26 protein-coding genes are annotated in these 26,888 nt (G+C 67.0%); 10 read left to right on the forward strand and 16 right to left on the reverse strand.

The genetic code is table 11. From position 1 onward, the window contains the following. Nucleotides 1-139 precede the first annotated feature (139 nt). Complete coding sequence (locus BM113_RS15290) at nt 140-814, forward strand: HTH domain-containing protein (protein WP_089788920.1); 675 nt, start codon at nt 140-142, stop codon at nt 812-814. A gap of 51 nt (nt 815-865) precedes the next feature. Next, the gene (locus BM113_RS15295; protein WP_089788921.1) at nt 866-1,540 is read left to right on the forward strand and encodes an RNA ligase partner protein; all 675 of its coding nucleotides are present in this window, start codon (nt 866-868) and stop codon (nt 1,538-1,540) included. A 43-nt stretch (nt 1,541-1,583) separates the two neighbouring features. Here the strand turns inward: BM113_RS15295 and BM113_RS15300 are convergent, their stop codons facing one another. The 4 genes from BM113_RS15300 to BM113_RS15315 form a co-directional block, all read right to left on the reverse strand. Then, nucleotides 1,584-2,159 carry a diadenylate cyclase gene (locus BM113_RS15300; RefSeq protein WP_007143469.1) on the reverse strand — a complete coding sequence of 192 codons (576 nt, stop codon included), beginning with the start codon at nt 2,157-2,159 and terminating at the stop codon, nt 1,584-1,586. Nucleotides 2,160-2,321: 162 nt separating this feature from the next. Further along, entirely contained in the window at nt 2,322-2,588 is a 267-nt protein-coding gene (locus BM113_RS15305) for an elongation factor 1-beta (protein WP_007143468.1), read from the reverse strand. A gap of 6 nt (nt 2,589-2,594) precedes the next feature. Beyond that, complete coding sequence (locus tag BM113_RS15310) at nt 2,595-2,774, reverse strand: HVO_2753 family zinc finger protein (protein ID WP_007143467.1); 180 nt, start codon at nt 2,772-2,774, stop codon at nt 2,595-2,597. A 371-nt stretch (nt 2,775-3,145) separates the two neighbouring features. Next, on the reverse strand, nt 3,146-4,993 hold the full coding sequence (locus BM113_RS15315; protein WP_089788922.1) for a cation:proton antiporter domain-containing protein: 1,848 nt from the start codon (nt 4,991-4,993) through the stop codon (nt 3,146-3,148). 101 nt (nt 4,994-5,094) lie between these two features. On the opposite strand from BM113_RS15315, the gene nreA reads away from it, so the two are divergent. Beyond that, complete coding sequence (nreA, locus tag BM113_RS15320; protein WP_089788923.1) at nt 5,095-6,435, forward strand: DNA repair protein NreA; 1,341 nt, start codon at nt 5,095-5,097, stop codon at nt 6,433-6,435. A 239-nt stretch (nt 6,436-6,674) separates the two neighbouring features. Beyond that, on the forward strand, nt 6,675-8,111 hold the full coding sequence (arcD, locus tag BM113_RS15330) for an arginine/ornithine antiporter ArcD (RefSeq protein WP_089788925.1): 1,437 nt from the start codon (nt 6,675-6,677) through the stop codon (nt 8,109-8,111). A 407-nt stretch (nt 8,112-8,518) separates the two neighbouring features. On the opposite strand, the gene BM113_RS15335 is transcribed toward arcD, so the two are convergent. Beyond that, on the reverse strand, nt 8,519-9,661 hold the full coding sequence (locus tag BM113_RS15335) for an AI-2E family transporter (protein ID WP_089788926.1): 1,143 nt from the start codon (nt 9,659-9,661) through the stop codon (nt 8,519-8,521). Between the two features lie 185 nt (nt 9,662-9,846). Then, entirely contained in the window at nt 9,847-10,311 is a 465-nt protein-coding gene (locus BM113_RS15340; protein WP_089788927.1) for a DUF302 domain-containing protein, read from the reverse strand. Between the two features lie 167 nt (nt 10,312-10,478). On the opposite strand from BM113_RS15340, the gene BM113_RS15345 reads away from it, so the two are divergent. After that, nucleotides 10,479-10,808 carry a hypothetical protein gene (locus tag BM113_RS15345; RefSeq protein WP_089788928.1) on the forward strand — a complete coding sequence of 110 codons (330 nt, stop codon included), beginning with the start codon at nt 10,479-10,481 and terminating at the stop codon, nt 10,806-10,808. A gap of 71 nt (nt 10,809-10,879) precedes the next feature. After that, nucleotides 10,880-12,040: a DUF7345 domain-containing protein gene (locus tag BM113_RS15350; protein ID WP_089788929.1), complete on the forward strand. Its 1,161-nt coding sequence runs from the start codon at nt 10,880-10,882 to the stop codon at nt 12,038-12,040. A gap of 79 nt (nt 12,041-12,119) precedes the next feature. Here the strand turns inward: BM113_RS15350 and BM113_RS15355 are convergent, their stop codons facing one another. Beyond that, on the reverse strand, nt 12,120-13,067 hold the full coding sequence (locus BM113_RS15355; RefSeq protein ID WP_089788930.1) for a bile acid:sodium symporter family protein: 948 nt from the start codon (nt 13,065-13,067) through the stop codon (nt 12,120-12,122). A gap of 312 nt (nt 13,068-13,379) precedes the next feature. On the opposite strand from BM113_RS15355, the gene BM113_RS15360 reads away from it, so the two are divergent. Further along, nucleotides 13,380-14,291: a hypothetical protein gene (locus tag BM113_RS15360; RefSeq protein WP_089788931.1), complete on the forward strand. Its 912-nt coding sequence runs from the start codon at nt 13,380-13,382 to the stop codon at nt 14,289-14,291. A 131-nt stretch (nt 14,292-14,422) separates the two neighbouring features. Here the strand turns inward: BM113_RS15360 and BM113_RS15365 are convergent, their stop codons facing one another. The 4 genes from BM113_RS15365 to speB are packed head-to-tail and all read right to left on the reverse strand — an operon-like array spanning nt 14,423 to nt 17,692. Beyond that, a complete protein-coding gene (locus BM113_RS15365) occupies nt 14,423-15,127 on the reverse strand; it encodes a CPBP family intramembrane glutamic endopeptidase (protein ID WP_089788932.1) in 705 nt (234 codons plus the stop codon). Between the two features lie 6 nt (nt 15,128-15,133). Next, a complete protein-coding gene (locus BM113_RS15370) occupies nt 15,134-15,418 on the reverse strand; it encodes a DUF5789 family protein (RefSeq protein ID WP_007143457.1) in 285 nt (94 codons plus the stop codon). A gap of 55 nt (nt 15,419-15,473) precedes the next feature. Next, complete coding sequence (locus BM113_RS15375) at nt 15,474-16,652, reverse strand: pyridoxal phosphate-dependent aminotransferase (RefSeq protein WP_089788933.1); 1,179 nt, start codon at nt 16,650-16,652, stop codon at nt 15,474-15,476. A 5-nt stretch (nt 16,653-16,657) separates the two neighbouring features. Next, entirely contained in the window at nt 16,658-17,692 is a 1,035-nt protein-coding gene (speB, locus tag BM113_RS15380) for an agmatinase (RefSeq protein ID WP_089788934.1), read from the reverse strand. Between the two features lie 251 nt (nt 17,693-17,943). Here speB and BM113_RS15385 point away from each other — a divergent pair, with 251 nt between their 5' ends. Further along, nucleotides 17,944-19,050 carry a DUF128 domain-containing protein gene (locus BM113_RS15385; RefSeq protein ID WP_089788935.1) on the forward strand — a complete coding sequence of 369 codons (1,107 nt, stop codon included), beginning with the start codon at nt 17,944-17,946 and terminating at the stop codon, nt 19,048-19,050. Here BM113_RS15385 and BM113_RS15390 read toward each other — a convergent pair. Genes BM113_RS15390 through BM113_RS15405 form a run of 4 tightly spaced genes read right to left on the reverse strand, consistent with a single transcriptional unit; the run spans nt 19,047 to nt 23,977 of the window. Further along, a complete protein-coding gene (locus BM113_RS15390; RefSeq protein WP_089788936.1) occupies nt 19,047-19,874 on the reverse strand; it encodes a nitrilase-related carbon-nitrogen hydrolase in 828 nt (275 codons plus the stop codon). The genes BM113_RS15385 and BM113_RS15390 overlap by 4 nt on opposite strands. Further along, the gene (locus BM113_RS15395; RefSeq protein ID WP_177209189.1) at nt 19,871-21,772 is read right to left on the reverse strand and encodes an ABC transporter permease subunit; all 1,902 of its coding nucleotides are present in this window, start codon (nt 21,770-21,772) and stop codon (nt 19,871-19,873) included. Before BM113_RS15395 ends, BM113_RS15390 begins: the two co-directional genes overlap by 4 nt. Next, nucleotides 21,773-22,873: an ABC transporter ATP-binding protein gene (locus BM113_RS15400; RefSeq protein ID WP_089788937.1), complete on the reverse strand. Its 1,101-nt coding sequence runs from the start codon at nt 22,871-22,873 to the stop codon at nt 21,773-21,775. A 3-nt stretch (nt 22,874-22,876) separates the two neighbouring features. After that, on the reverse strand, nt 22,877-23,977 hold the full coding sequence (locus BM113_RS15405) for an extracellular solute-binding protein (protein ID WP_089788938.1): 1,101 nt from the start codon (nt 23,975-23,977) through the stop codon (nt 22,877-22,879). 219 nt (nt 23,978-24,196) lie between these two features. Between BM113_RS15405 and BM113_RS15410 the strand changes: the two genes are divergently transcribed. Then, nucleotides 24,197-25,165, forward strand: coding sequence for a cell division protein CdpA domain-containing protein (locus tag BM113_RS15410; protein WP_089788939.1), 969 nt, complete (start codon nt 24,197-24,199; stop codon nt 25,163-25,165). A gap of 53 nt (nt 25,166-25,218) precedes the next feature. Then, a complete protein-coding gene (locus tag BM113_RS15415; protein ID WP_089788940.1) occupies nt 25,219-26,133 on the forward strand; it encodes a phosphatase PAP2 family protein in 915 nt (304 codons plus the stop codon). A 129-nt stretch (nt 26,134-26,262) separates the two neighbouring features. Here the strand turns inward: BM113_RS15415 and BM113_RS15420 are convergent, their stop codons facing one another. Continuing rightward, the gene (locus tag BM113_RS15420) at nt 26,263-26,748 is read right to left on the reverse strand and encodes a metal-dependent hydrolase (protein WP_089788941.1); all 486 of its coding nucleotides are present in this window, start codon (nt 26,746-26,748) and stop codon (nt 26,263-26,265) included. Nucleotides 26,749-26,888 lie beyond the last annotated feature (140 nt).

Consider the following 26,888-nt stretch of genomic DNA (forward strand, 5'->3'; position numbering starts at 1 on the left):
CGTCGGGCCGCCTGCTTCGTCGGCTCGTTCTCTCGAGCCGACCTGAGCGCAGCTGCGAGAGTCGGACGCACTGATAAACTGATACTTTTAACCACGGCGGCAGTGCCCGCGCTACTACCGACGCCGTCTCACTCGAGCAATGACAGACTCCGAATCACCGCCGCGAGAACCGCTCCGCGTAGATCTCTACCTCCGCGGGCGGGCACCGGCCGAAGCCGTGGACCGACTCCTCGCAGTGGTCGAGCGGGCACGCAGGCTGGAGGAGATCGATCGCGTCTCGGACGTAACGGTGACGACGTGGAGTTCGGTCCGACCCGTGCTCGAAACGATCGCCGACGGCCCCGCGTCGGTGACTGCGACCGTCGCGGCCTTCCGGTCGTGGGCCGACAGCGAGGGGTACAGCCTCGAGCCGGCGTTCGGGCGTCGCGAGGTATCGTCGATGCTCGAGGTGGGGGGCGCGACGGAGACGGGGACGGAGACGGGGACAGGGACTGGGACGGAAAGTCACCCGTTCCCGGGCTCAAACTCTGCCTCCGATCCCGACACCGACGCCCTTCGAGAGCTTCGCGTCCCGACCGTCTGTGCCGCTATTTACGCCGACGAGACCCTCGAGTGCGTCGTCCCTTGTTCGGACGACGAACGCACGTACTCCGTCGAGGAGTGTTTGCAAGCGCTCGAGACTGGGGTCCTCGAACACCTCCCTGGACCGATGACGCATCGGGAGTGGGCACGAGGGGCGAACCCCGACGCCTCGCGGGACGGCTCCGACGTCGTTTCCCGCGAAGACACCGAACCGTCCACGTCCGACGGGTAGGTACCCCGCGGACGGCCCACTTATTTCTCCGTTCGCCCCCAATCTCGCACCATGTCCACGGAGACGTTCAAACAGCGGTTCGTCCTCGACACCTCGCTGTTCGTCACCGAGGAGATCCGCCGGGCGGACGAGTCGCTCGAGGAGGCCGTCCTGCGGCTCCTCGATCTGATCGCCCACGCACGGCTCAACCTCGACATCTCCTGTTACGTCCCGCCGACGATCCACGACGAACTCACGACGATGCTCGAGGCCCGCGGGGTCGACGAGGAGGTCTACGCGAAGCTCAACACCTGGGTCGTCCGCAAACACCCCGACCGGTACGGACTCGAGATCCCGGCCAACGTCGTCTACAGCTTCGTCGACGAGATGAGCGACCGGGTCGACCGCGGGCTCCGGGTCTCCGAGGAGGCCGTCCGCCGGGCCGAGCGGGCGTCGGACGAACCGCTCGAGGACCACGAGCACAAGACGGAGGTCGACGCGGTGATCTCCGACCTGCGCGACAAGTACCGCGGCGCGATGCGGACCGGGGTGCTCGACTCGCGGGAGGACTTCGACCTCCTGATCCTCGCCCGCGAACTCGACGCGGGGGTCGTCACCGAAGATCGGGGGATCATCGACTGGACCGAGGACTTCGGCCTGCGGTACATCCGCGGGCGGGAGTTCCCGGACCTGCTCGAGCAGTACCTCGCGACGGTCGATCCCGAGGAGAAGCGAACGATCGATTGATCCCCCGGCCGTCACTATTGCGCCGAACCGCCTTCGATCCCTGTCAGGAATCCGCCCGCCAGACGCCGCCGATCTCCTCGCGCTCGAAATCGACGTAGTCGCCGTCCTGGAAGATCGAGACGCGGCCGCTCTCCTCGCTGAGCGTTACGGTGGCGACCACCTCCTCCCGCGCGGAGGTGTCCATCGCGCTCATGTGGCGTGCTCCCATCCACTCGGCGTAGGAGTGATCCGCACTCACGGGCAGTGCCTCGAGTTCGTCCGCCGAGAGGTCCTTGAGCCGAACCATCTGCTCGTGGATCGTCCCGTCGACCGTGACGACGACCGCGCCGTCGCGCTCGAGCGCGACCGACCGGGCGACGTCGTAGAAAGACTCCAGCCGTCCGCTGACCGATGGACACTCGTCGGTCGGCCACCGGTTCTCGCCCATCGGGTCGGCGTACTCCTCGATCGACGTTCCGGCGACGACCACGAAGTACAGACCCGGCCCCTGCACGTAGGGTTCGTCCCACCGATCGAACGAGAGACTGATCCCTTCGACACAGTACGTGATGACGTCGATGAGTTCCGTGACGGCTTCGTGGTCGATGTAGTCGATCGAGAGCGTCTCGTCGCTCGCCATACACCCCCGTTCGTCGCCACTCACAAAGGCCTTCAGTCACCCGGTCGACCCCGGAGGATCCAGCGAGTCGAGCGTACCGACCGCCGTCCGGCAGAGCACGCTCGAGACGCGTCGCTTCGCGGTTCGACTCCGAAAAACCGCAAGTCGCGACCGCGAGTGGGTTCAGATACGGCCGACGTTATCGACGTCGACGCTCTCGACGCCCTCGACGTCCGCGAAGTTCTCCTCGACCGTCTCCGTGCCGCCCGCACCGTCCGGGACGATCACGGTCGGGTAGAGCGCGGTGAGGCCGAACGCGACTTCCTCGCGCTCGACGCCGTTGATCTTCGCACCCTCGGGGAGCGCGCTCTCGAGGCGTTCCTGGAGCGCGTCGAGGTCCATCTCGGGGCTGTCCGGCATGACCTTGATCTTGGCTGCTACTTTTCCCATGGTGTATCAGGGTCCGGTGAATCCGCAGTCCGGGCACTCGTAGAGGTTGCTCTGCTTGCGACACTTGGCACAGCGGTAGATCTGCTGGCCACAGTCGGGGCACTTGAACGACGCGGCGTTCGTTCCCGCGATGTTGAGCCCACAGGAGACGCACGAGCGCGTCTCTCGGTCGTTCGTCGTACTCATACCCCTCCTTTCCCGCCCGGCGTTTTTAACGGTTGTCTTTCGACTGCTCGCCTGCTCGCCGGGGAGCCGTGGAGTCCTCTTGCGCGCGAGTCGATGCACGTGGGGGCGTTTTCTCGTTCGGAAAACGCCCTGACGGCTATTTTATGCCCCCCGAGGTATAGACGAGTGCGGCCCACCGTCGAGTTCGACGGAGTGCCCGACGCCGGTGGGGCCGTGCCTCTGACAACAGTACGGACAGCCGCGGACGCCGGGACGACACGGCGTCCGCCAGTCCGTCCGCTCGGCCGATTCTTGTCACGAACTCGAGACGCGAGCGTCCAGTCCGGCGATCCCGTTCGGCGGCCGACCGCGAGCGTTCGACTCGCCAGTCGTCAGTCGTGCGGATGGAACCGCCGAACCGCGTCACGAACCGCCTCCTCGCGGCCGAGGAACGTCACCTTGTCCTCCTCCTCGAGAACCGTATCGGCCTCGGGAACGTGAGTCTCGCCGTCGCGAGCGATAACCCCAACGATGACGCCGTCCGGGATCTCCGCGTCGAGTTCGGCGATCGTCGAGCCGACCAGATCGGTCGCGGTGACCGTGATCTCCTGGGCGTCGTGGCCTTCGCCGAGTTCGTTCATCCAGTGGGCCAGCGCGGGCCGTTCGATCTCGTTGTCGAGCGACCAGGCGGTCGCGCTCGCGACGTCGATCGCCTGCACGTCGAGTGCCTCGAATGAGTCGACGTTGTCCGGCTGGTTGACCCTGGCGACGACCGTCTCGACCCCGAACTTGGTTCGTGCGAGCTGGGAAACGAGCAGGTTGGTATCGTCGTCGGCCGTCGTCGCGGCCACGATGCAGGCTCGTTCGATGTCGGCCTCCTCGAGCGTATTGGCGTCCGTTCCGTCTCCCTCGACGACGGTGTACCCGTCCTGGCGTAACCGTTCGACTTCGTCCTCGGATTCGTCGATGATGACGACGTTTTCGCCCCGGTTCTCCAGTCGCGTGGCGAGAGCACGGCCGACGCGGCCCCCGCCGACGATGATCGTTGGCATTGGTATCACTCCGAAGTATTCGGCGATCTGGCGGGCGAATCCCGCCTGAATGACGACGGTGATGAAGATCACCAGAAAGACGGTCCCCGCGAGCGTCTGGGCGGCCTCGAACTGGCCCGCAGTCTCCAGTTCGATCGCGAACAAGGTCGCCACGGAGGCCGGGATGATGCCGCGAGGACCGACGAACGAGAGGAAGAGCCGCTCCTCGCGGCTGAAGTGGGGATCGGTCGTCGAGAGCGCGACGAGGATCGGGCGGACGAACAGCGTGACCGCGACGACGACGGCGATACCGCCGGTGCCCAGCCCGATCAGCGAATCGAAGTCGATCAGCGCCGCGAGCGAGATGAACACGAACGCGAGAACGACAAGCGTCAGGTCGCGGTTGAACGCGAGGATCTCGTCTCTGTGTGGAAGGTCGACGTTGCCGAGGATGAGCCCGCTGGTCGCCACCGCGGCGACGCCAGTCTCTGGAAAGATCGACTCCGCGAGGCCGAACGCGACCAGCGCCCCCGTCAGCGTCACCAGCCGCGCCATCTGCGGGGCGTCGCCCGCCGGCGGCCTGACCCGTACCAGGAGAAACCAGACGACGGCCGCGACGACGACGCCGATCCCGATCCCGGAGACCAGCCGCTGGAGGAACTCCACGGGCACCGACTCGGGGGAGTTCCCGACGACGACGGCCTCGAAGATAACGATCGCCAGCACGGCCGCGGTCACGTCGTTGATGATCCCTTCCGCCTCGAGCGCGGTCTCGACGTGTTCCCGGACCGTGATCACCTCGAGGATGGGGGTAACGACGGTCGGTCCGGTCGCCACGAGCAACGCGCCCACGAGGAAGGCGATGTCCCACTCGGTGCCGAGAAACACCCGGACGGCGACGGCCGTCCCGGTGAACGCCAGCGCCGCGCCGACCGTCGTCAACCGCCCGACCGATTGGAGCGCCGTCTCGAGTTCGTCCCGGCGGAGGTGGAATGCCCCGTCGAAGATGATGATGGCGACGCTGACGCCGACGATCGTCTCGAGTCCGTCGCCGAACGTCTCGATCGTCACGAAACCCAGCCCCTCCGGACCGACGATGACACCGATGATGATGAGAAAGAGAACGCTGGGAATCCTGAGCCGCTTCGCGACTATCTGCACTCCGATTCCCAGCGCGAGAATCCCGATGACGACTGGCAGAACGTCCACAGTTATAGTTTGAGCGGAATGACCTATAAGTAACGCCTCCGTGACTCGGTTTCTGGACCGAAGCTCAAGATTCAAGCCCGCCCGATCCGTACGCCCGGTGAATGCGCCTCGACGAGTACATCGAGGATCTCGAGCCCGACGAGGAGGCCGAGCGTCGCCGCCTCGCCAAGGAGAAGTCCTACGAGATCACGGACCACCTCGAGGAGTTCGAGCGCCGGTTCGACGACGCGCTCTCCGGGGACACCCTCGTGGGCTCGACCTCGCCCTCGATCTTCGTCGGGCGGTCGAACTATCCGGACATCCCCGTCGGCCTGCTCTCGCCCGTCGGGGACGAGGACGACGCCGAGGAGTACGTCACCGACGGCGACTGGTATCGGCAGGGGTACGCGATCGACGACGTGCTCCAGCGGCGGACGAGCCTGCTGAACTCGAACAAACGCGCGAACGTCGACTCGCCGTCGATCGCGAGCCGGTTGACGCCGTCGGTACACGACGCCTGGGAGGGGTTCGTCGGCGTCCAGCGCGAGGTCGCCATCGCGGATCGACCGGTCGACCTCGAGATCGGGCTCGACGACACGCCGGATCTCGGGATCGACCCCGGAACTGACGTCGCGACCCCACGGGGGCCGCGGGCCAACGCCCGCAACGCCGAACTCCGGGAGAACCCCTACGTCCCGAAGCCGGTCAAGAAGACCCTCGAGGACGACGACTGGCAGGCACAGGGGGCGATGACATACCTCTATCGTCGCGGGTTCGACGTCTACGACATCAACTCCATCCTCTCGGCCGGTGCGCTGGGTGAGACCGAACAGCGCCGGCTCGTTCCGACTCGATGGTCGATCACGGCCGTCGACGACACGATCGGCCAGTTCCTTCGGGGTCGTATCCGGAACGAGCCGAGCGTCGACGAGGTCCAGGTCTGGGTCAACGAGTACATGGGCAACCGCTACTGGGTGATCCTCGCACCCGGCAGCTGGGAGTTCGAACTCGTCGAAATGAAAGCGCCCGGCAGCATCTGGAACCCCAACCCCGAGGACGACGTCTGGCTCCAGAGCGCCAGCGAGGGGTACGACGGCCGCTCGAGTTACGTCGACGAAACCGCGGGCGCGTATTACGCCGCCCGCCTGGGCGTCCTGGAACACCTCGAGTCGATCGGCAGACAGGCGAAGTGTCTCGTCCTGCGGGAGGTGAGCGACGACTACTGGGCACCGGTCGGGGTCTGGCAGGTCCGTGAGAGCGTCCGTAACGCCTTCGACGGCGTTCCCGGAAACGCTGGCGGCCGGGAATCGCTCGCCGGCGAGTACGGCGAGGCCGAGACGTTCCACGGAGCGGTCGCACAGGTCGCGAAACGGCTCCCGGTTTCCTACGAACGGCTGCAGCGAAAGTCCGAACTCGCGGCGGGGTTGCAGTCGAATCTCGACGCGTTTTCCCGCTCGAAGTGAGCCGGTGAGTGCCGTCAGCGACGGCTGTTCGGGGGCCGTGTCCACTTGCTGGCGGACCGATGTCGCGACGGTCGCATTCGCGGTGATACTTCTCAGGGCTGCCGACTCCGTACTGGCACTCGAGTCTTTCATCGGCTCCGATCGTATGCCTCGTGAGGCCATGGTTCTCGGTACCGGATTGCATGCCCTCTAGTAATGAAACGCCAAATATTTATTCTCCATATGCATAACCCGGAGTGATGACACTGGACTTTACACCGACGACGATCGACGACCTCGATCCGGATCGGCGCCCCTCGTTCCGTCTCGCGCTCGTTCCGGTGCTCGCGGTCGTTCTCTTTCTCGGGATCGGGTCCGCACTCCTCGGGCTCGACCCCCACGTACCGCTGCTGTGGAGTATTATCGTAACCGGTGCGTTCGGCCGGTATCTCGGCTATACCTGGAACGACCTCTCGCAGGGGATCACGAACGGGCTCCTGATGGGGATGCAGGCCCTGCTGATCCTCTTTACGATCTACGCCCTGATCGCGACCTGGGTCGATGCCGGCACCATCCCGGCGATGATGTACTACGGCCTCGAGTTGCTCTCGCCGCAGGTGTTCCTGCCCGCGGCGGCGATCCTGGCGGCCGTCGTCGCGTTCTCGATCGGCTCCTCGTGGACGACGGTCGGGACGCTCGGCGTCGCGTTCGTCGGGATCGGCGCGGGGCTCGACATCGACCCGGCGATGACCGTCGGTGCGGTCATCTCCGGCGCGTACGCGGGCGACAAGCAGTCGCCACTCTCGGATACCACGAACCTCGCTGCCGGCGTGACGAACACGCCGCTGTACGAGCACATCTACCGCATGCGAACCGGGACTGCCGTCGCCTTCGGCCTCTCGGTGCTCGGCTTCGCCGCGCTCGGGCTCCGGGCCAGCGGCGCCGTCCCGGCCGGGCAGGTCGCCGAGATCCAGACCGCACTCGCGGGGACGTACTCGCTGTCCCTGCTCGCGTTCCTGCCGCTCGTGGTCACGTTCGGCCTCGCGCTTCGCGGCTATCCCGCTTTGCCGACGCTGGTCTCCGGCGTCCTCGCCGGCGTCGGCACGTCGATCATCGTCCAGGGAACGGGTTTCGTCCCGGCCTGGGAGATCTTCATGTACGGCACCGCGCCGGAGACGGGTTCGGAACTCGTGAACGATCTCCTCGGCACCGGCGGGCTCACGGGCTCGGCCTGGACGATTACCGTCGTCGTCGCGGCGCTCGCCCTCGGCGGCCTGCTCGAGAAAACCGGCGTACTCGCCGTGCTCGCTCACCGCCTCTCCCAGGGCGTCAGTAGCTCCGGGAGCCTGATCGCCGGCACCGGCGCGTCCGCGATCCTCATCAACGCGCTCACCGCCCAGCAGTACATGAGCATCGTCCTGCCGGGCATGACGTTGCGCAACCTCTACGACGAGTTCGGGCTGAGCAGCGACGAACTCTCGCGTGCGGTCGAGGCGGCCGGTACGCCGACCGGCGCGCTCCTCCCGTGGCACGCCGGCGGCGTCTTCATGGCGTCGGCGACCGGCGTCCCGACGCTCTCGTACGCCCCGTTCTATCTGTTCGGCTTCCTCTCGCCGCTCGTGCTGTTCGCCATGGCGAGCAGCGGTCGCGGGATTCCGACGACCACGCGCGCCGAGCGTGCACAGCATGCCGACTGACGTGTCCGACGTTCCGGTCGAGCGGTAGTCGTTTCACTATCTTTCTTCAAGGAGAGAATCCCGTCCTTCAGGACGGGCGTGAATCCGACACCGCCGACACAGTCCATGTTCGGTAACAATACGGATATTTAAGTAGAATCGCAACATAGTATGACGTACACCGAGGCGGCTACACCGCCCACTCAAATGCACAATATCGGGACTCCGAGACCCAGAACGTTCGAGACACCCTCTCGAACCGCTGTGGTGTCTCGGTCAAGATAACTCCAAGTCCCTTGCCGGGATAGGAGTAACGGCGGTGTGGCCCCGCCATCGGCCTGTCATGCCGACAGGTCGTGAACCAGCAAATATCCCAACTCAACGGCACGGTGCCGTGGGAAGACTCGCCGTTTACGGCGAGGAGGAGGTCACTCTCCGGCGCTCGCCCCTGTCCCGGACCCAGTTCCTGCCCCAGTTCCGGCTCCGCTCTCGCCTTCCGCCGTCCCGTCGAGACGGCGACCGCCGCGTCGCGACCCCGGGCGTCCCGTCGGATCCTCGCCGTACCCGTTCACCCGGCTGAAGACGGTCACGCCCGCTTTGAACACCGCAAGCAGGACCGGGCCGAGGAACAACCCCATGATTCCGAGCAGGTAGATGCCGCCGATAACGCCCACGAGGACGACCGCGGGATGGAGTCCCGATCCCCGGTCGACGAAGATCGCCCGCAGGTAGTTGTCGACCAGCGAGAGCGCGGTGATCCCGTACAGGAACAACACCGCGGCCTCGAGTAGCGTCCCCGTCGTCGCGAGATAGAGAACCGCTGGCCCCCAGATGAGCCAGACACCGACGGCGGGCAGGAACGAGGCGACGATCATCACGACCGTCCAGAACGCCACGTTCGGGAGTCCGAGCAGGTAGAACCCGAGCCCGCCGAGCAATCCTTCGACGAGCGCGACGAGGACGTGACTCCGAATCACCGCCCAGGTAACGACCTCGATCTCCGCGAAGAGTTCGTCGCGCACCTCGTCGGAGATCGGCACGACGGCCTCGATCCAGTCGATAAACGCGTCCCCGTCGACGAGCATGTAGTAGAGGACGAACACGAGGACCAGCAGTCCGACGCTCATCCGGATACTCGCGTTCAACAGCCGCACCAGTTCCATGAGGACGAGCTCGACGGCGTTACCGAGCGTATTTTCGATCTCCGCGAGGAGTTCGGCCTCGATCGAGGCGAGGACGTCTTCTTCGATTCCGGCCTCGAACGCCGCCTCGCGGAGCGCCTCGATCGCGGCCAGTTCGTCGAACGAATCCAGGTATCCGAAGACCGACTGGAGGATGACGACCGAGAAGTAGAGGATCGGAACGACCGCGCCCGCGACCGCGAGGGCGGTGAGCACGATCGCGGCGAGTCGTTCGGGGACGCGTTCCTCGAGTCGCACCTGTGCGGGGTAGAGGACGAACGCGAGCAGCCCGGCCGCCAGCACGTACTGTAACAGCGGCGCGACGAGCAGGGCGGCGATCGTACCCAGGGCGACGAGCAACAGCCCGAAGAACGCGGTGCGGACGTCCATGGCCCGATGTGATCCGTCCAATACGTAAGTATTGACATTTCCTGCCGTCGACCGTGCCGCCGCGTTCGGTCGGTTGCCGATGGCCGGGACGCTACCGGGAGGAAATCGCGGCGAGAACGGGACCTCGAGCGCCACGACCGCGAACCGACGGCGAAACGGGAACGGGGCGCGACTCGGGTCGACGGTCAGTCCGTGCTCTCCGTCTCGACCGAGTCGAAGCGTTCGAACGCTTCCTCGACGTAGTCGCCCGTCTCGTCGATGATCTCGGCCCACGCCTCGTTGTCCGGAGCGGTTCCGAGCAGTCGCGCGATCTTCATGATGGAGACGTGGTAGACGCGCTGTCGGCCCGGTTCTTCCTCCCAGACGATCATGTTACAGGGGAAGAGGCCGCCGATCTTCGGCGTTTCCTCGAGAGCCCGGTCCGCGATTTCGGGGTTGCACGCGCCCAGGACGTAGTACGGGTCCCGATCGGCGTCGACTTTCTCGTTGAGCAGTTCCGAGGGCGAGAACTCGACGGGGATGCCGAACCCGACGTCCGTACAGACCTCGCGGACGTGTTCGATCGCCTCCTCGTGGTTCATCTCGAGGACGGCCTGTTTCTCTCCGTACTCCTCGGGGTCGATCGTCGCGGGGTCGATCGGGAGACTCATGGATCGGCGTTCGTCGCGGGGACTCTTAGTCTGTCCGCTGTCGCCCGCGCCGGTTGCCGCGACCACTCTCGAGCGACGAAAACGAGCGAAAATGGACGCCAAGTCGACTCAAACCGGCGATACGGCCGCCCCGATTGAATACCGTGACTGTCACAGTGACTGATGCAATGGTTCGACGCGCACTGCTCGTCGTGACGATGGCAGCGGTCGTATCGATCGGCGCAACCGGCGCGGTAGCCGCGGTCCCGGGACAAGGAGAGGGAGACGGACAGGGAGGCGGTCCCCCGACGGACCTTCCCGATCAGGTCCCGGACTTCGTAACGGACATCCACGAGGCGATCAACTCCTTCGTGGACGACGCTGCTGAGACGACGACGTCGCTGGGCGACACGGTCAGCGACCTCACGCCCGACGACGACCCCGATCCCAACGAATCGAACGACGGGGACGAAGACGATAGCGGTACCGACTCCCGGGCCAGTCTCGGTGTTCGGTAACGACAGGACAGTCAGTCGATGAACACTTTCCGTTTCGCACGTTTTATGCGCCCGAAGTCTCTGCAACCAGTATGAATTTCCGGGTCGTCTCTCTGGTTGTGCTCGTGCTGACGGCGACGCTTGCGGGCGCTGCGGTCCCAGGCGCGGGCGCGAGCGGGGCGGACGGCGACGGGGTCGAGACGGAACCCCTGTCGGCCCAGTTCGACGACGCCGACGCCGACGACGTTCGCCTCGAGGTCGCGCTCCAGCCGGACGGGTCGGCCGAATGGACCGTCGAGTTCTGGATGCGACTCGACGACGACGAGAGCGTCGAGGCGTTCGACACGCTCGAGGCCGACATCGAGTCGGATCCGGACAACTACACCGCGGAGTTCGCCGGTCGCATGGAGGAGACGGCGGCCGCAGCGAGCGACGCGACCGGCCGCGAGATGGCCGTCGACGAGTTCCGGGTCGACACCGAGCGCCAGACGCTCGGGCCGGAGTACGGCGTCGTCAGATACGAGTTCCGGTGGGACGGGTTCGCCGCGGTCGACGGCGACGAACTCCGTGCCGGCGACGCGATTTCGGGGCTGTACCTCGACGATCGGACGCAACTGCTGATCAGCTGGCCCGAGGAGTACGAACTCGTCTCCGTCTCACCCGAGCCCGACGACGAGCGCGACCGGACCGTCGTCTGGCAGGGGACCGACACCGACTTCCTCGCCGACGAACCCCGCGTCACCGTCTCGAGCGGCGGTATCGGCGGCACCTCGACCCTCGGCGCGATCGCGGGGGCGATCGCCGTCGCGACGCTCGGTCTCGGCGCAGCGTGGTGGGTTCGTCGGGGCCGAAACGGTTCGGACGACACACCGGCCGGAAGCCCCGGCGCCGACCCCGACGTGACTACGGAGGCGGATGCCGCCGACGCGACGGGAGCCGAAGCGGGAGAGGACGACGCCGCCGACGACTCCGACCGACCGGATCCGCGCGACGAACTGCTGAGCAACGAGGAACAGGTGTTGCTCTTGCTCGAGGAGTACGACGGCCGGATGAAACAACAGACCGTCGTCGAGGAACTCGACTGGACCGACGCCAAGACGAGCAAGGTCGTCAGCGGCCTCCGCGAGGAGGGCGAACTCGAGTCGTTCCGGCTGGGCCGGGAGAACGTGCTCTCGCTGCCGGACGAGGACCCCCCGTCCGAGTCGGGCACTCTCGGCGACAAACCAGACGACGGCGACGACGCCGAGGAGTAGGCCCTCGGTCGGCCGATTCGGATGCGACCGACAGTGGTGACTCCGCGGTTCCGTTTCTTCCCTCTCGACTCCTAACCCGTTAGTCGCCCGGCTGGCTCGCTGGAAGCGCCTCCGACGTCTCCGCCGGGCTAGCGGCGAGCCGCCGCACGAGGGAACTGCTCACGAGCTGCTGGGTGACGTGAAACGCGGTGATTGCGGCGATGATCGCCCCGCCGCCGAACATCGCTCCGACCATCACGGCCACGCTCAAATTCTTCATCGAACTCGAGAACAGCACCGAGATGCAGTCGTCGTCGTGATACCCGCGGGCGGACAGCGCGTAGGCGAGCCCCACGCTGAGGCCAAGCGCCGCGACTGCGATGCCGACGACGAACGCGAGGCTGGAAGGGGCGATCGAGAGGGTCGATCCACCGACCCCGACGTAGATCAGCGCGCCCATCGTCGCGACGGAGAACCCGTCGAGCTGGCGGTCGGAGACGGTTCCGCCCGGGACGAGGACCGCGAAGACGGCGGCGATCACTACGATAGCGCCGAGCTCGAGGAACAGTTCGCCGGCGGCGATGTCGGCCGCGGAGTCGCCGAGGACCGAGATGATCGCCGGCATCACGAGCGGCGCGAGCAGCATCGACGCGAGGACGATCACCGTCGACAGGAGCGTGTTCCCGCCGCTCAGGCGCGTCCAGACGATCGAACTCCCGGCGGCTACCGGTGCCGAGAGGACGACGAGGACGCCGAGCAACAGTTCGCCGGAGAGGGCGACGGTCGCGACCGGGTACAGCACGAGGGGGACGAGCACGTACACGCTGGCGAGCGAGACGAGGATCGGCGTCGACAGGCGTCTCATCTCGAGGCCGACGTCGGCGAACTCGAACCCGTAGAAGGCCGTGAACACCAGGCCGACGACCAGTGCGGGGATCGTCGGTTGCAGGGGTGAGGCGAGGGTCGGAAACGCCACGCCCGCGACCGTGGCGGCGACGACGACGAGCAACGACTGCTGTGATTTGACGGTTTGCCGGAGGGAGACCATGTATCGGGCGATGACCGCGAGTATTCGAAACCGGACACATAGGTCTTTTCAATGGCGGATTACTCGGGATCCGTGGACGCTCGGAACGCCACAAGGCGAGGGGCCGGCGATCGGATGTCCCCGACGGACCGTGCCGACCGATCGTCCGCGAAACGGGATCGGCCCGACGGGGAACCGTTCCGATTCCGGTCTCGAGGCCGAAACCGCAAGAGGGAACCGGGACGAAAATCGCGTAAACGATCGTTGATAGTCGTTGAATCGGGGCTATCGTCTCGAGCGTATATGTGCCCGGAACCCTAGAACTCAGGTGAGATGAAACGAAACACGACGATCGCGCTGGTCGGCGTACTGGTCGTCGCCCTCGCGGCGATGCCGCTCGGTGCGGCCAGCGTGGGGACAGCCCTGCAGGACGAAACCGACGATACCGACAACGATGAAATCGCCCCCGGCGAACGTCTCTCCGGCGTCGTTGCGGTCCAGGACGCCGAGCTTTCGGGCGAGGTGAGCGAGCGGGCCTACGGCGTGAAACTGGCTCAGGCCGAGACCGACGAGGCGAAAGCTGCCGTCGTAGACGAACAGGTCGAGGACGTCGACGAGCGGCTGACGGCCATCGAGGAGCGCCTCGAGGAACTCGAGGCGGCCCGCGAGGCCGGCGAGATCAGCCACGGGCAGTACCGCGCCGAGGTCGCCAAACTCGCCGCCGAGCGAGCGACGGCCGAACGGCTCGCCGAGGGCGCGAACGCGACGGCGAGCGACCTGCCCGCCGACCTCCTCGAGGAACGCGGCGTGGACGCCGAGGCTATCGGCGAACTCCGCGAGCGAGCCGACGAACTGAACGGCTCCGAAGTTTCCGAGATCGCCCGGTCGATCGCCGGTGAGGGCGTCGGACAGCCCCCGGTCGCGGACCGCGAGCCGGGCGCGCCGCTCGAGACACCCGGACAGAGCGGGGACGAGACGCCCGGTGACGGGCCGGCGGCATCCGGCAACGAGTCCGACGATCGGCCCGGGGCTGGCGATCCGGCGGACGCGCCGGGTAACGGCTCCGACGGCTCGTCCGGTCACGGCGGTCCGGACGGTGATTCCGACTCCGGTCCCGATGTTGACGACTCCGATGCTAACGACTCCGATGCTAACGACTCCGAGAACGCCGGCGCTGAAGACACCGAGAACGACTCCGCCGGGGAACCCGAGGAACCCGAGGAATCCAGGGACCACGAGGCGTAATCCACTCTCCCGCTGATTCGCACTCGAACGTCGACTTCTGGGACAGGACACTCTTTCTCGTCTCGAGGTAAAACCCGGTCGCAAGCGCAGTGACTCACTCCGGCCGACTCGGTCACCTGCACTGAACGCCGTTAGATGGGGACCGGCAGCCACTCGAGGAGCCGCAGGAACGGCGTCGGATCGAACAGCGGATCGTGGAGGACGAGCCAGTCCAGGAGGACGAGCCCGGCCCCGTGAGCGATCACCGACGGCAGGATCGAGCCGGACTCGTAGTCGACCGCGCCGAAGAGGACGTCCGTCGGCCCGGACAGCAGGAACTCGACGGGCGGCTTCGTGGAGTGGTGCAGCATGTAGACGACTGGGCTGATGAACACGGCCTTGAAGCCGATCTCTCGGACGCCGACACAGAGCAGCCCGCGGTAGTAGGTCTCGGCGGCCAACGCGAGGACGAACAGCTTCAGCGCGTGCGGGACGAACTCGCCGGGGGCCGCCGTGGTCTCCCACATCGGGTAGAACGCCCGGATCGTCGGCAGGGTCGACCCGACCAGGTAGAACGGCAGGACGAAAAGCGCGAGTAACACGGCGTTACGGACGGCAGTGCGGTTGATCGTCCACCCGATCCGTCTGCCGTGGGAAAACCCCAGCGTGAGGGGCCCGCCGATCAGGACGACGGCGTCGACGATCGCCCGTCCAAACAGATCGCCGGGGACGTACCGCATCCATATCAGCGTCAGGACGGCCCCGGTCAGCAGCGACTTCTGGACCCAGGACAGCCGATCGAACTGGTCGCGGAACCAGCCGAGATCAGATCGCGTACGGCTCTCCTCGGTTGCCACAGGTAGTTATTCGTCCGCGGTCGGGATCGGTCCCGTGCCGATGACCTCCCGGACGTGCGTTTCGAACTCCTGACGACGCTGGAAGTAGGTCTCGTCGACCTCCTCGAGGACGGCCGACAGTTCCCGCGGACCGTCGGGCGTCCGGATGGTGCTGTCACCCTCGAGGCGGTCGACCTCGCTTTTCTCCTTGGGCCAGGTCAGCCTGGACGTGACCCGGGCAAGCGGTGCGCCCTCGACGGGGGTTCGGTCACCGAGCGTGACGGCGGGCTCCTCCTCGTCCTCGTCGCTCATGGGCGGGAGTTGGCCGGCCCGTCGATTCAAGGTTTCGTTTGGGCGGCGATCGGTCTCACCACCAGCGGTTCTCGACCAGTCGGTCGACGGCCTCCCGGATCGTCGACTCGCTGCGCGAGAAGGTAAACCGGACCCAGTCGGCATCGGCGTCCGGATCAGTGTAGAAGCTGCTGCCCGGGACGGCAGCGACACCGGCCTCCCGGATCAGCCGGTAGCAGAACTCGAGGTCGTCCTCGTCGGTCGGATACCGGGTCATCACGTAGTAGGCCCCGTCGGGCTCGACGGGATCGAGGCCGGCCTCGCGCAGCCCCTCGACGAGGACGTCCCGGCGGCGCTCGTAAGAGTCGGAGAGGTCCTCGTAGTACTCGTCGGGCAGGGAAAGCGCCTCGACGCCGGCCCGCTGGAACGGCGTCGGCGCGCAGATGCTCGTGTAGTCGTGGACCTTCCGCAACTCCTTGGCGAGGTACTCGGGCGCGAGACAGAAGCCGATCCGCCAGCCGGTGACGCTGAAGGTCTTGGACATCCCCGTACAGACGACGGTCCGTTCCGCGAGATCCCCGACCTCGACCGGGCTGACGTAGTCGTCGGTGTAGACGATGTGCTCGTAGATCTCGTCGGTCAGTACGATCAGGTCGTGCTCGAAGACGATCTCCTCGATGCGCTCGAGTTCCGTCCGAGTGAACACCTTCCCGGTCGGGTTCATCGGCGTGTTGAGCACGATGATCCGGGCGCTCTCGGCGGCCGCCTCGAGCGCCTCGTAATCGGGCTCGAGCCCGTCGGTCATGTCCAGCGGGACGGCCTCGGCCCCGGCGAACTGGCTCGCGGGGATGTAGCTCTCGTAGACGGGTTCGAAGTAGATCACCTCGTCACCGGGGCCGGCCAGTGAGAGCATCGTCGACATGATCGCCTCGCTGGTGCCGCTGGTGATCGTCACCTCGCGTTCGGGGTCGTACTCGATCCCCTTCCACTCGGCGTACCGTTCGGAGACGGCCTCGCGCAGTTCGGGCAGCCCCCAGGTAATGGTGTACTGGCTGTCGGTGTCGATCGCCTCCTTCGCGGCGCGTTTGATCTCGGGCGGGGTCTCGTCCTCGTCGGGAATCCCCTGCGAGAGGTTGATTGCCCCCTGATCGATCGCCTCGCGGGTCATCTCCCTGATGACCGACTCGGCGACGCCGTCGGTACGTCCGGTCCCGACCGCGCCTTCCGGCAGCGGTCCGTTGCTCGTGTGTTTCATAGTAGTTACTCCGCGAACGCTCGTTCCAGCAGCGTGACCAGCAGGTACGCCGCGAGTCGCTGTGTCCCCTCCGTCGAGTCGTACCGCGGCGCGACCTCCATCAGGTCCGCCGCGCCGACGGCCTCGTGGGCGCCGACTACCTCCATGATCTCCAGCGCCTGGTGGGCCGACAGTCCGCCGGGCGTCGGCGTCCCGGTGCCGGGTGCGACGCTCGGATCGACGCCGTCGATGTCGAAACTGACGTACACCGCGTCGGTGTCCTCGGCGGCCGCGGCCACGGCGTCCTCAATCACCGGACGGACGCCGCGGTCCTCGATCTCCCGCATCGTATAGAGGTTCAGGCCCGTCTCGTCGGCGAACTCGAAGAACTCGGGGGACTCGTAGCCGCGGATGCCGACCTGGCTCACGGAGTCGTAATCGACGTACGGCGAGTCGGCGATCCGTGCCGTACTCGAGCCGTGGAACTCCGAGCCGAACACCGGACTTTCGGAGACGGTATCGGTGTGGGCGTCGATCTGGACGAATCCGACGCTGTCGTGGCCTGCCCCCTCCGCGAACCCGCGGACGGCGGGGAACGTACAGTAGTGGTCGCCGCCGAGGGTGACGGGGAACGTCTGGGCGGCGACCGCGGCCAGGTGGGCCGTGATGCTCTCGGCGGTCGTCTCGCGGTCCATCGGGAAGACGGGGACGTCGCCGCAGTCGGCGACCGAGAGGTCGTCGAAGTCGACGGTCTTCCCGGTCTGCATGTTCGTGAGTCCGCCCTTGTAGTCCGAGAGGTAGGCCCACCAGCCGCTGGCGTGACGGATCGCCTCGGGGCCGTACCGCGCGCCGGGCCTGTTCGAGACCGCGCCGTCGTATGGGACGCCGACCACCGCCGCATCGACGTCGTCGACGTCGTCGACGTCGCGCCGGTCGCCCTTCATGAACGTCTTGATGCCCGCGTACGCGAGTTCGACGTTCGCGCCGGTCACCGACTCGCGAAAGGCGGCCGCACGGTCACGCTCCCGTTCGGGGCCAGGGCCGGGGCCGGGACCGCTCATCGCGTTCCCACCTCCTGCGCCGGCGAGACGCGCTCGCCGCGGGGCTCAACTCCCAGGTCCTCGATCCGTGTCGTGTGGAATGCCATACAGTAACAATCCGGCAATCTATTGCCACCTGTTCGGTTGACGGACGGAGCACAAAAGCGTATCTCCGAGCCCCGACCGCGCGGCCCGATCGTCGACCCTGAGTTCGATCCCTCGAGCACCCCAAACGTTACCGTTACGCCCGTCCGCTCCTAATCGGAGATCGAATGCCACCGGACCTCGATCGGCGGATGTACGACATCCTCCGGCTGGTCGACCACCACGGCCCGATCGGGAGCATCCAGCTGGTCGAACTGATGCAGCTCCACGGGTACGACATCAAGGATCGCACGATCAGGCTGGCGCTCTCAGAACTCGACGAACTCGGGCTCACCGAGAAGGTCCCCGGCCAGGGTCGCCGACTCACCGAGCGCGGCCGCCGCGAACTCGAGCAGGGCGACGTCAACGCCCGTCTCGAGCGAATTCGGGCCCGCATCGCGACCCTCTCGAGCCGCGTGACCTACGACCCGGGCGAGGACGGGGGTGACGTCATCGCGTCCTGCGTGTTCCTCGAGGAGGACATCGTCGACGACGCGCTCGACCTCGTCGCCCGGCTCGACGCGCTCCCGCTTGGCCCGGTTCCGATCAGGCTCGAGGAGAGCAACGCCGAGGAGCCCGGCGACCGCCGGCTGCTTGCCCCCTCGAGCATCACGCTCGACGGCGTGTTGCTCACCCGCGGGATCGACGCGCGCCTGACCAACGCCGCGGTCCTCGAGTACGAGCCGGTCGAGAGCCGGTCCGATCCGAGCGGCCCCGCGGACGCGCTCGACCCGGACGCGAACCCGCCGTCCAGCGCCGGCGGTCGTATTCTCCGGCACGTCGACGTCATCGACGGCGAGGGGTCGTCGATCGACGTCGTCACGCTGTTGATCGAGGCCGGACGGAACGATGTCGCGGGGATTCTCGAGGCCGACGGGGCGGACGGAGAAGCCGACTCCGAATCCGACCGACCACGCGGAACCGGCCTCCTCGTCGGCGACGACCGGGAGTTTCCGATCAACCGGCTCGAGGAAGCCCGCGACCTGACCGTCGCGACCCGGGACGCGCTGGGGGGCGTCGTCGACTTCCAGCGCCCGCGGGAACGCGATCGGCTGCCCGGCGGCGATCCGACCTGGGCCTTTGGCTCGGTCACCCACGTCGGCAGCGGCGAACTGTTGCTCGCTGCGCTGGACGAGTACGGGCTCGCGACCTCGTGGGAGACGTTGTACGGAACGATGCCGCGGCGAGAATTCGAGTCGGTGACGCGGGTGACGACGGAAACGGCCGACGACTAGCCCAGGTCGTAGACCTCGGGCCGACGATCCGCGAGCGCGTCGTCCCGCGGGGTCAGTGACTTGTCCCGCGCTCGAGCGAGGTCGCAATCGACCGCGAGCACGTGCTCGCCGTCGGCCGGCGCGGGACCGGCCGCCGGCACGCCGTCGGGCGCGACGACGACGCTCTGTCCTTCGAACGCGGTCCCGCGCTCGGTGCCGGCGCGGTCCGCGCAGGCGATCCACACGCGGTTCGCGTCGGCGTGGGCGACGGCCTGGTGGACGCCGGCCGTCCAGTCGCCCGGCCGCCCGTCGCCGTCGGGGTTCGGCACCCAGTTCGTCGGCACGGCGATCAGGTCGGCGCCCGCCCGAGCCTGCGTGATCGTCGCCTCGGGGAACCACTGGTCGTTGCAGATCTGGACGCCGAGCCGGCCGAACGGCGTCTCGAAGACTGGCAGGTCCGATCCGGCGGCGAACCAGCGTTTCTCCTCGTTCCAGGGGTGGACCTTCCGGTAGACGCCCTCGAGGCCGTCCGGGGAGACGACGAGGGCACTGTTGTAGTAGCTTGCCCCGGCACGCTCGGCGACCCCGCCGACGATCCAGGTGCCGGTCTCGGCCGCCGCCTCGGCCCAGGCCGACGCCGTCTCGCCGTCCCGGGGCTCCGCGAGGTCCGCGAGTTCGCTTTCGGACTCGAAGACGTACCCCGTCGTCGCGAGTTCCGGCAACACGACGAGGTCGGCATCGGCGTTCTTCCGGACGATCTCGAGCGTCCGGCGCCGGTTCCGGTCGACGGCCCCGAACTCGGGGACGGTCTGGGCGACCGCGACGCGGACGCTCTCGGTCGTCACTCCCAGATCCCCCCGGACATGCGGTCGATCGAGGTCATCACGACGACGGTCAGCGCGATGAAGACCACGCTCGCGGCCGCGATCGTCGGCGAGTAGCCGTACCGCAGCGAGTTGAAGATCTGGATCGGGATCGTCTCGACTAAGAACAGCGACAGGAGCCACGCGATGATGTACTCGTTCAGCGAGAGGATGAACGCGAACAGGGCCCCGGAGACGACGTTGGCCCGCAACAGCGGGTACGTGACCGTCCGGATCGTCCGGCGGGGTGACGCGCCCAGGTTCATCGCGGCCTCCTCGTAACTGCGGTCGATCTCGCCGAGCCCCTGCGAGATCAGGATGAACGGGAACGGCGCGTAGAAGATCCCGTGGGCGACGATGATACTCAGCCGGGAGCCGGCGAGCCCGAGTTCCAGGAAGAACACGAGGAACGCAACCCCGACGATCACCGGCGGCACGAGGATCGGCAGGACGCCGAACGTGCCGAAGATCGCCCCCAGCCGGTAGTCGAAGCGATCGAGCGCGAACGCCAGGCTGCCCCCGATCGTCGTGCTCAACAGCGCGACCGCGGCGGCGATCCCGAGGCTGTTGACGAGCGCCAGCACCCAGTCCGGGTCGGTGAAGAACTCGACGTACCACCGCAGGGAGAACCCGCCCGGCGGGAACGTGAGGAACTGCTCGGGAGTGACCGAGACCGCGACGATGATGGCAAGCGGCGCGGCGATGAACACCATCACCGCCGTCGCGTAGGCCTTGCTGACGACCGAGAGGATCCGCTCCCGGGTCCGCGCATCGACGACGGTGACGGCCGAGCCGATTCCGGCGGCAACACGAGTCAGGCCGAGGGCACCGGCGAGCGTGCCGAGTCCGTTCCGGACTCGGCCGAAGACGCCGCTCGAGGGGCCCGTCGCGGTCGTCGTTCCGCCGTCGGTCGCGGCCGGTTCCGAGCCGCCGAGGCTCGCGGTCGTGAGGTTCGTGAACTGGACCAGCACCCACAGGAAGGCGACGACGACGACGATCAGGCCGATGCTCATGGCGGCGCCGAAGGGGTAGTTCGCCTCGCTCATGATCTGTTGTTCGATCAGTACGGGGAGGGTCCGTTCGGCGGAACTCCCGAGCAGCCGCGGCAGGACGTACGAGCCAAGCGCCAGGATGAACACGAGCGAGGAGCCGCTCATGATTCCGTTTTTCGATAGCGGTAGCGTCACGCGGCGGAACGTTCTGGTCGGGCCCGCACCGAGGTTCTTCGAAGCCTCGAGCAACTCGCCGTCGATGTTGCGGATGCTACTGTAGAGGGTGAGGATCATGAACGGCAGGAAGACGTACACCATGCCGACGATCAGTCCCCAGTAGCCGGGGTAAAACGACTGGGGTTCGGACAGGAGCCCCAGTGAGACCCCGATCGAACTCAGGATGCCGCCCGAGGCGAGGATCACCTGCCACGCGTAGGCGCGAATGACGTACGTCACCCACAGCGAGGAGATGATCGTGATCAACAGCACGCTGCGCAGCCACGCCCGCTTCATCTGCGCGAGGTAGTACGCGATGGGGTACCCGAGCAGCAAGGACAGCGCCGCCGTGACCAGCGAGATCTCGATCGTCAGCCACATCTGGCGGAGATAGAGTCGGGTGGTCAGGAACCGGACGTAGTTCTCGAGCGTGAGGCCGGCCTCGTACCGGCCACCGGGGATGTTCACGTAGAAGCTGAACACGAACAGCATCCCCAGCGGGACGAGGAAGATCAGCCCCAGCCAGAACATCGGGTACGAGACGATGTACCACTTCGCGTTGGCCTTCAGGCCGGCGCGGCCGGACTCGCCGGCCTCCGACTCCGGCCCCTCGGGGCCGCCCGCTCCCGTGCCCGCGCTATCGGCGTCCGTCGGTGGCGTTTCCGTCGCCATCTATGCCTCCACGATCCGGCAGTCGTCGGCCTCGACCCGGACCGACACGCGTTCGCCGGCCGTTCGTTCGTCGTGGCCGCTCCGCCGGACGACCACGAGTTCCCGTCCCTCGAGCGTCTCGAGGTGGTACTCGATGCTGCTGCCGAGGTGCCGCCGGAAGGTGATCTCGCCCTCGAAAACGTTGAGGTCGGCACCATCCGCCTCGGCGGTCGTCCCGCCGTCGGTCGTCGCGGTCGAGAGTTCGAACCGCTCGGGCCGGATCACGACGGAGACGTCGTCGCCCGTCTTGACGCCGCTCGCCGCTCGTGTCCGGAGCGTTACGTCGTCACACTCGACGGTCGCGCGGCCGTTCTCGACGGCGCGGACGGAGCCGTCGAAGATGTTGGCCGTGCCGAGGAAGTCCGCGACGAACCGGGTCTTGGGCTCGTCGTAGACCTCGCCCGGCGGGCCGACCTGTTCGAAGCGGCCGTCGTTCATCACGGCGATCCGGTCGGACATCGTCAGCGCCTCCTCCTGGTTGTGCGTGACGAAGACGGTCGTGATGCCGACCTCCTGCTGGATCCGCCGGAGTTCGACCTGCATCTGCTCGCGGAGCTTCTTGTCGAGGCTCGCGAGCGGTTCGTCGAGCAACAGCGCCTGCGGCTTCGGCGCGAGCGCCCGCGCCAGCGCCACTCGCTGTTGCTGGCCGCCCGACAGCTGGTCCGGCGTCCGGTCGCCCATCTCCGGCAGTTCGACGAGTTCGAGCATCTCCGCCACGCGGGCGTCGATCTCCTCGTCGGTGTAGCCCCCGTCGGCCTCCATTCCGTAGGCGACGTTCTCGTGGATGGTCATGTGCGGGAACAGCGCGAAGTCCTGGAAGACCATCCCCGTGTCGCGTTCGTACGGCGGCAGGTCGGTGACCTCCTCGTCGGCGATCGACACCGTGCCGTCGGTCGGTCGCTCGAAGCCGGCGATCGTCCGCAGCGTCGTCGTCTTCCCACAGCCCGAGGGGCCGACGAGCGTGACGAACTCGCCGCTCTCGATGTCGATATCGACGCCCTTGACCGCGAGTACGCCGCCCGGATACCGCTTCCTGACGCCGTCGAGTGTGATAGCGCTCATCGATTAGCCGATGATGAACTCTTCCCAGCGTTCGTTCACCCACTCTTCCTCCTCGAGGTAGAGTTCGTAGTGGGGGACGATCGCTTCCTCGGGGCCCGGACCGGCGATCTCCTCGTAGGTCTCGTCGTCGATTTCGGAGTGCTCGCGGTCGATCGTCGGCGCCGTATAGAGGCTCTCGGCAACGCGGTCCTGGACCTCGGGTCGGCTGGCGTAGTCGATGAACTGGCGGGCTTCCTCGGTCAACTCTGTAGTCTCGAGTGCCACCCACGAGCCGGAGTCGAGTACCGACCCCTCCTCGACGAAGTTCGACTGAACGGGTGCGCCGTCGTCCTGCATCACCTTCGTGATGTCACTGTAGAGCATCCCGGCCGGCACCTCGCCGTCCCGGAGCCGTTGCTGGAACTCCGCCTCGTTCTCGTACCAGAAGTTCGCCTGGTCGGTGACCCCCTCGAGTTGCTCGAAGACCTCCTCGACGCCTTCCCGGTCCTGCAGGGTCTCCTGGCCGTCGAAGTAGACCTCGGCGGTGATATCCAGCAGGAACGAGTTCGACGCGAGTCCGAGCAGCCCGAAGGTGTCCTCGTACTCCTCGTCCCAGAGGGCTTCCCAGCTATCCAGCGACTCCTCGATGACCTCGGTGTTCTGGACGAGGTTGATGTACCACGAGAGCGCGCCGACGCTGGCGATGCCGCCGTCGGCCTCCTCGATCAGGTCGTCGCTGATGTACTGGAGGTTCTCGAACTCCTCTTCGCTCTCCCAGATGTGCCACAGATCGGAGTTGAGTCCCCGCAGAACGCCGACCGTGGACATGATCGCGACGTCGACCGGCGCTTCGCCCGCGTCGACGGCGCTCTCGTACTGGGCCAGCGCCTCCTCGGCAGTCGGCTGTTCCTGGGAGGTCGCCTCGAAGTCGACTTCCTCGTTGAACGGTTCGAACAGTTCGTCGTCCAGTACGTCCTGGAAAACGCCGCCGTAGACGGCGACGGTCAGGCTCTGGTCCTCGAGGAATCCCGTACAGCCTGCGATCCCCCCGAGCGTCGCCGCGGTCCCGGTCGCCGCGGCAGTCCTCAGGAACGCACGTCGGTTCTGTCTCGATTGTCCTGGCATGTCATTGCCACCTACGCCTCATTATCCATGTGACCAGTATAAACCTTCGCACACTGTTCCCACACCGGATGACGACAGCCCCGGCCACGACCGCGTGGATCGGATGCCCGCTCCGGACAGCCCACCGACCGACAGTCGCCCTCGAGCCCGCGTCACCTCTCCGACTCTCGAGGTGTGTCTGACGTACCGTTTTGTGACGGGAGGTCGAACGGACCGGGTATGACAAGCCTGACGGAGGTCTACGAGGGGACCGAACGAGAGGTGACGAGCCTCCGGCGGCTGTACGCGGGCACGGCGCTCGTTCTGCTGGGGGCGGCGCTTGCGATCGTCGCCGTCCTCGTGGCGACGACCGATCTGTTCGCCGGCCTCGCGATCGGCGTCGTCGACTGGGGGATGGCCGACCAGTTCGTCGTCGTCCAGGTCGCCGGCGTCCTGGCGGGGCTGGGCGTCCCGGCCGCGCTCGTCGGCGTCTTCATCGTCCTGCCGGCCGGCCCGCGGGTCCGGGCCGCGGCCGCGATCAGCGCCAGCCTCTGCCTGCTCGGGGTCAGCCTCTTCTGGTACGCCTACCCCGAAAACTGGCGCTACGGCAGCGACCAGCTCACACTCGAGGTCTCCGCGATCTACCTTCTCGGACTCTTTACGGCCGTCTGGTGTCTGTTCACCGCCGTCGTCAACTTCAAGACGCGCAACGATCCCGGCGGAATGCTCGAGATGAACGTCACCCGGAAGAACAAGACGGTCCTCGAGGTCGACGAGAGCGAGGAGAGCGGCGGCCTGGGCGGGGTCGGCTTCCTCGGCTCGACCCCGGACGGCGACGTCGAGACCCAGACGAACACGGACACGGACGCCGAGTCCGGAAACGCCGGTTCGGTCGGTGGAACTCCCGGAGCCGGAACCGGTTCTGGGGGACCGATCGCCGACGCCGCCGGCCCGGCCACGAGCGACGGGGGATCGGCCGCCGCCGATATCACCTCGCCGATCGACGACGGTGCGGGCGGCGCGGAAATCGTCGGCTCCCCCGGTTCCGCATCGGAGGCCGAACCGGCCGACCGCTACTGTGGCAACTGCCGCCACTTCGAGTACGCGCGGTCGTCCTCCGGCATGGTCCCCTACTGTACCCGCCACGAGACCGCGATGGACGACATGGACGCCTGCGACGAGTGGGTTCCGAACCGGAACCGCGACTAGCCTGACGGCGAAATTACGGGCGGCTTTTTGTCTCCGGCTTCGTATCCGCTCGCATGTCCCGCGGTATCGGCGGAGTCGAGCTAGTCCAGCAGTACCTCCCCGAGTGGGGAGCCGTGGTCCTCGCTTTACTCACGCAACTGGGCGATATCTGGTTTCTCGCGACGGTCTTCGCCGCCCTCTACTGGTTCGGCGTGCCGAACCGCGACGACGTCGCCACGCTCGCGGGGGTCTGGCTCTCGGGCATCGGCTTCTACAACGGGCTCAAGGAACTGTTCGGGTTCCCGCGACCGGACCGGCCGCTGCTCGAGACTGAACTCCTGCCGCCGGTCGTCCAGCCCCTCTACGAGGCGACCGCCTTCGCGACCGGCTACGGCTTCCCCAGTGGGCACGCCGTCAACGCGACGATCGTCTACGTCGGCCTGGCGGCGCTCCTGCCTGTCGGAACGGCCCGAACGCGGTTCGGCGCGGCCGCGGCGGTCGTCGCGACGGTCTCGTTCACCCGCGTCGCCCTCGGCGTCCACTACGTGATCGACGTCGTCGTCGGCGCCGCCGTCGGCCTGACTCTGCTCGCGGGAACGTGGCTCCTCGTGCGCCGCCTGCCGGTCGACGGCGCGACGGTCTCGTTCGGCCTGGCCGTCGTCTTCGGGGGATTCTTCCTCGCGACCCTCGGCACCGACACCGCGGTCGAGGGCTTTGCCGTGCTGGGGGCCGCCCTCGGCGCGTTCGGCGGGTGGCAACTCGTCGCGCTCGAGCGCCACCTGGGCGCGGAGCCGCGTTCGACCCGTCGATCGGCGCTGAAGTCCCGGCCCGCCGCCGTCAGAGGGGGGCTCGCCGCGCTGGCGTTGCTCCCGCTGCTCGCGGCGCTCGCGCTGGTCGTGCTTTCGTCGGCGTACGCCGCGGGCGGCGCCGCGGGCCTCGCGACGGCCGCGGCCGTCTTCGTCCCGACCCGCTTCTCGAGTCGCCGATGACGAATCTTCGCCGCGCTCCGCGGGAGCCTCGCTGGACACCCCGGGGAGATCGGTACCGCTCCCTCGAGATCGCCTCGAGATCGCCTCGAGAACGCGGCCACGGATCGAGAAACGAGCGACGGCCCGACGCTACAGTCCGACCGATTGTCGAGCCATCTGGACCCCGTACTGCGGAACGTCGTAGACGACGAGCGCGGCGATGGCGAGTTCAAGCGCCGTCACGAACACCGTCATCAGGTCCGAGCGACTGCTGCTGACCGGGACGCCAAGCGGCAGCCCGAACTCCTTCTTCCAGACCGGGTAGAACAGCGCGATGCCGCGTTTGCTCCCCGCGACGTCGAGTACGTAGTGGGTGAGCACGCCGATCCAGACGTACTCGAGGTTGCCGAACAGTTCCGGGAAGACGACGAACCCGACCAGCAGCGGGAGGTTGTGCAGCGTCTTGCGGTGCTTGCCGAAGGCGGTGTCGACGTCGGGGACCAGCGCGCCGAGCGTGACGGGCACCCCGATCATGACGATCGTTCGGAACGTCTCGAGGTTCCCGGCGGGTTCGAGGAGATACCCCAGCCCGAGACTGAGGAGCACGGCGTTGAGAACGTGGCCTCGCTTGTTCATTATCCGCTACTGGAGAGTCGAGTTCCGAATAGTTTTCCTCTCGAGGGAAGGTCGGGCGAGGGTGAGAATGAGGGTGAGAGAGGCCTCGAGTACCCGACGGCCCGACTGCCCAGCGGTCTCGACGCTCTCGACGGAACGTC

This window comes from Natronobacterium haloterrestre (assembly GCF_900112205.1).
In the GTDB taxonomy this organism is placed as follows: Archaea; Halobacteriota; Halobacteria; order Halobacteriales; family Natrialbaceae; genus Natronobacterium; species Natronobacterium haloterrestre.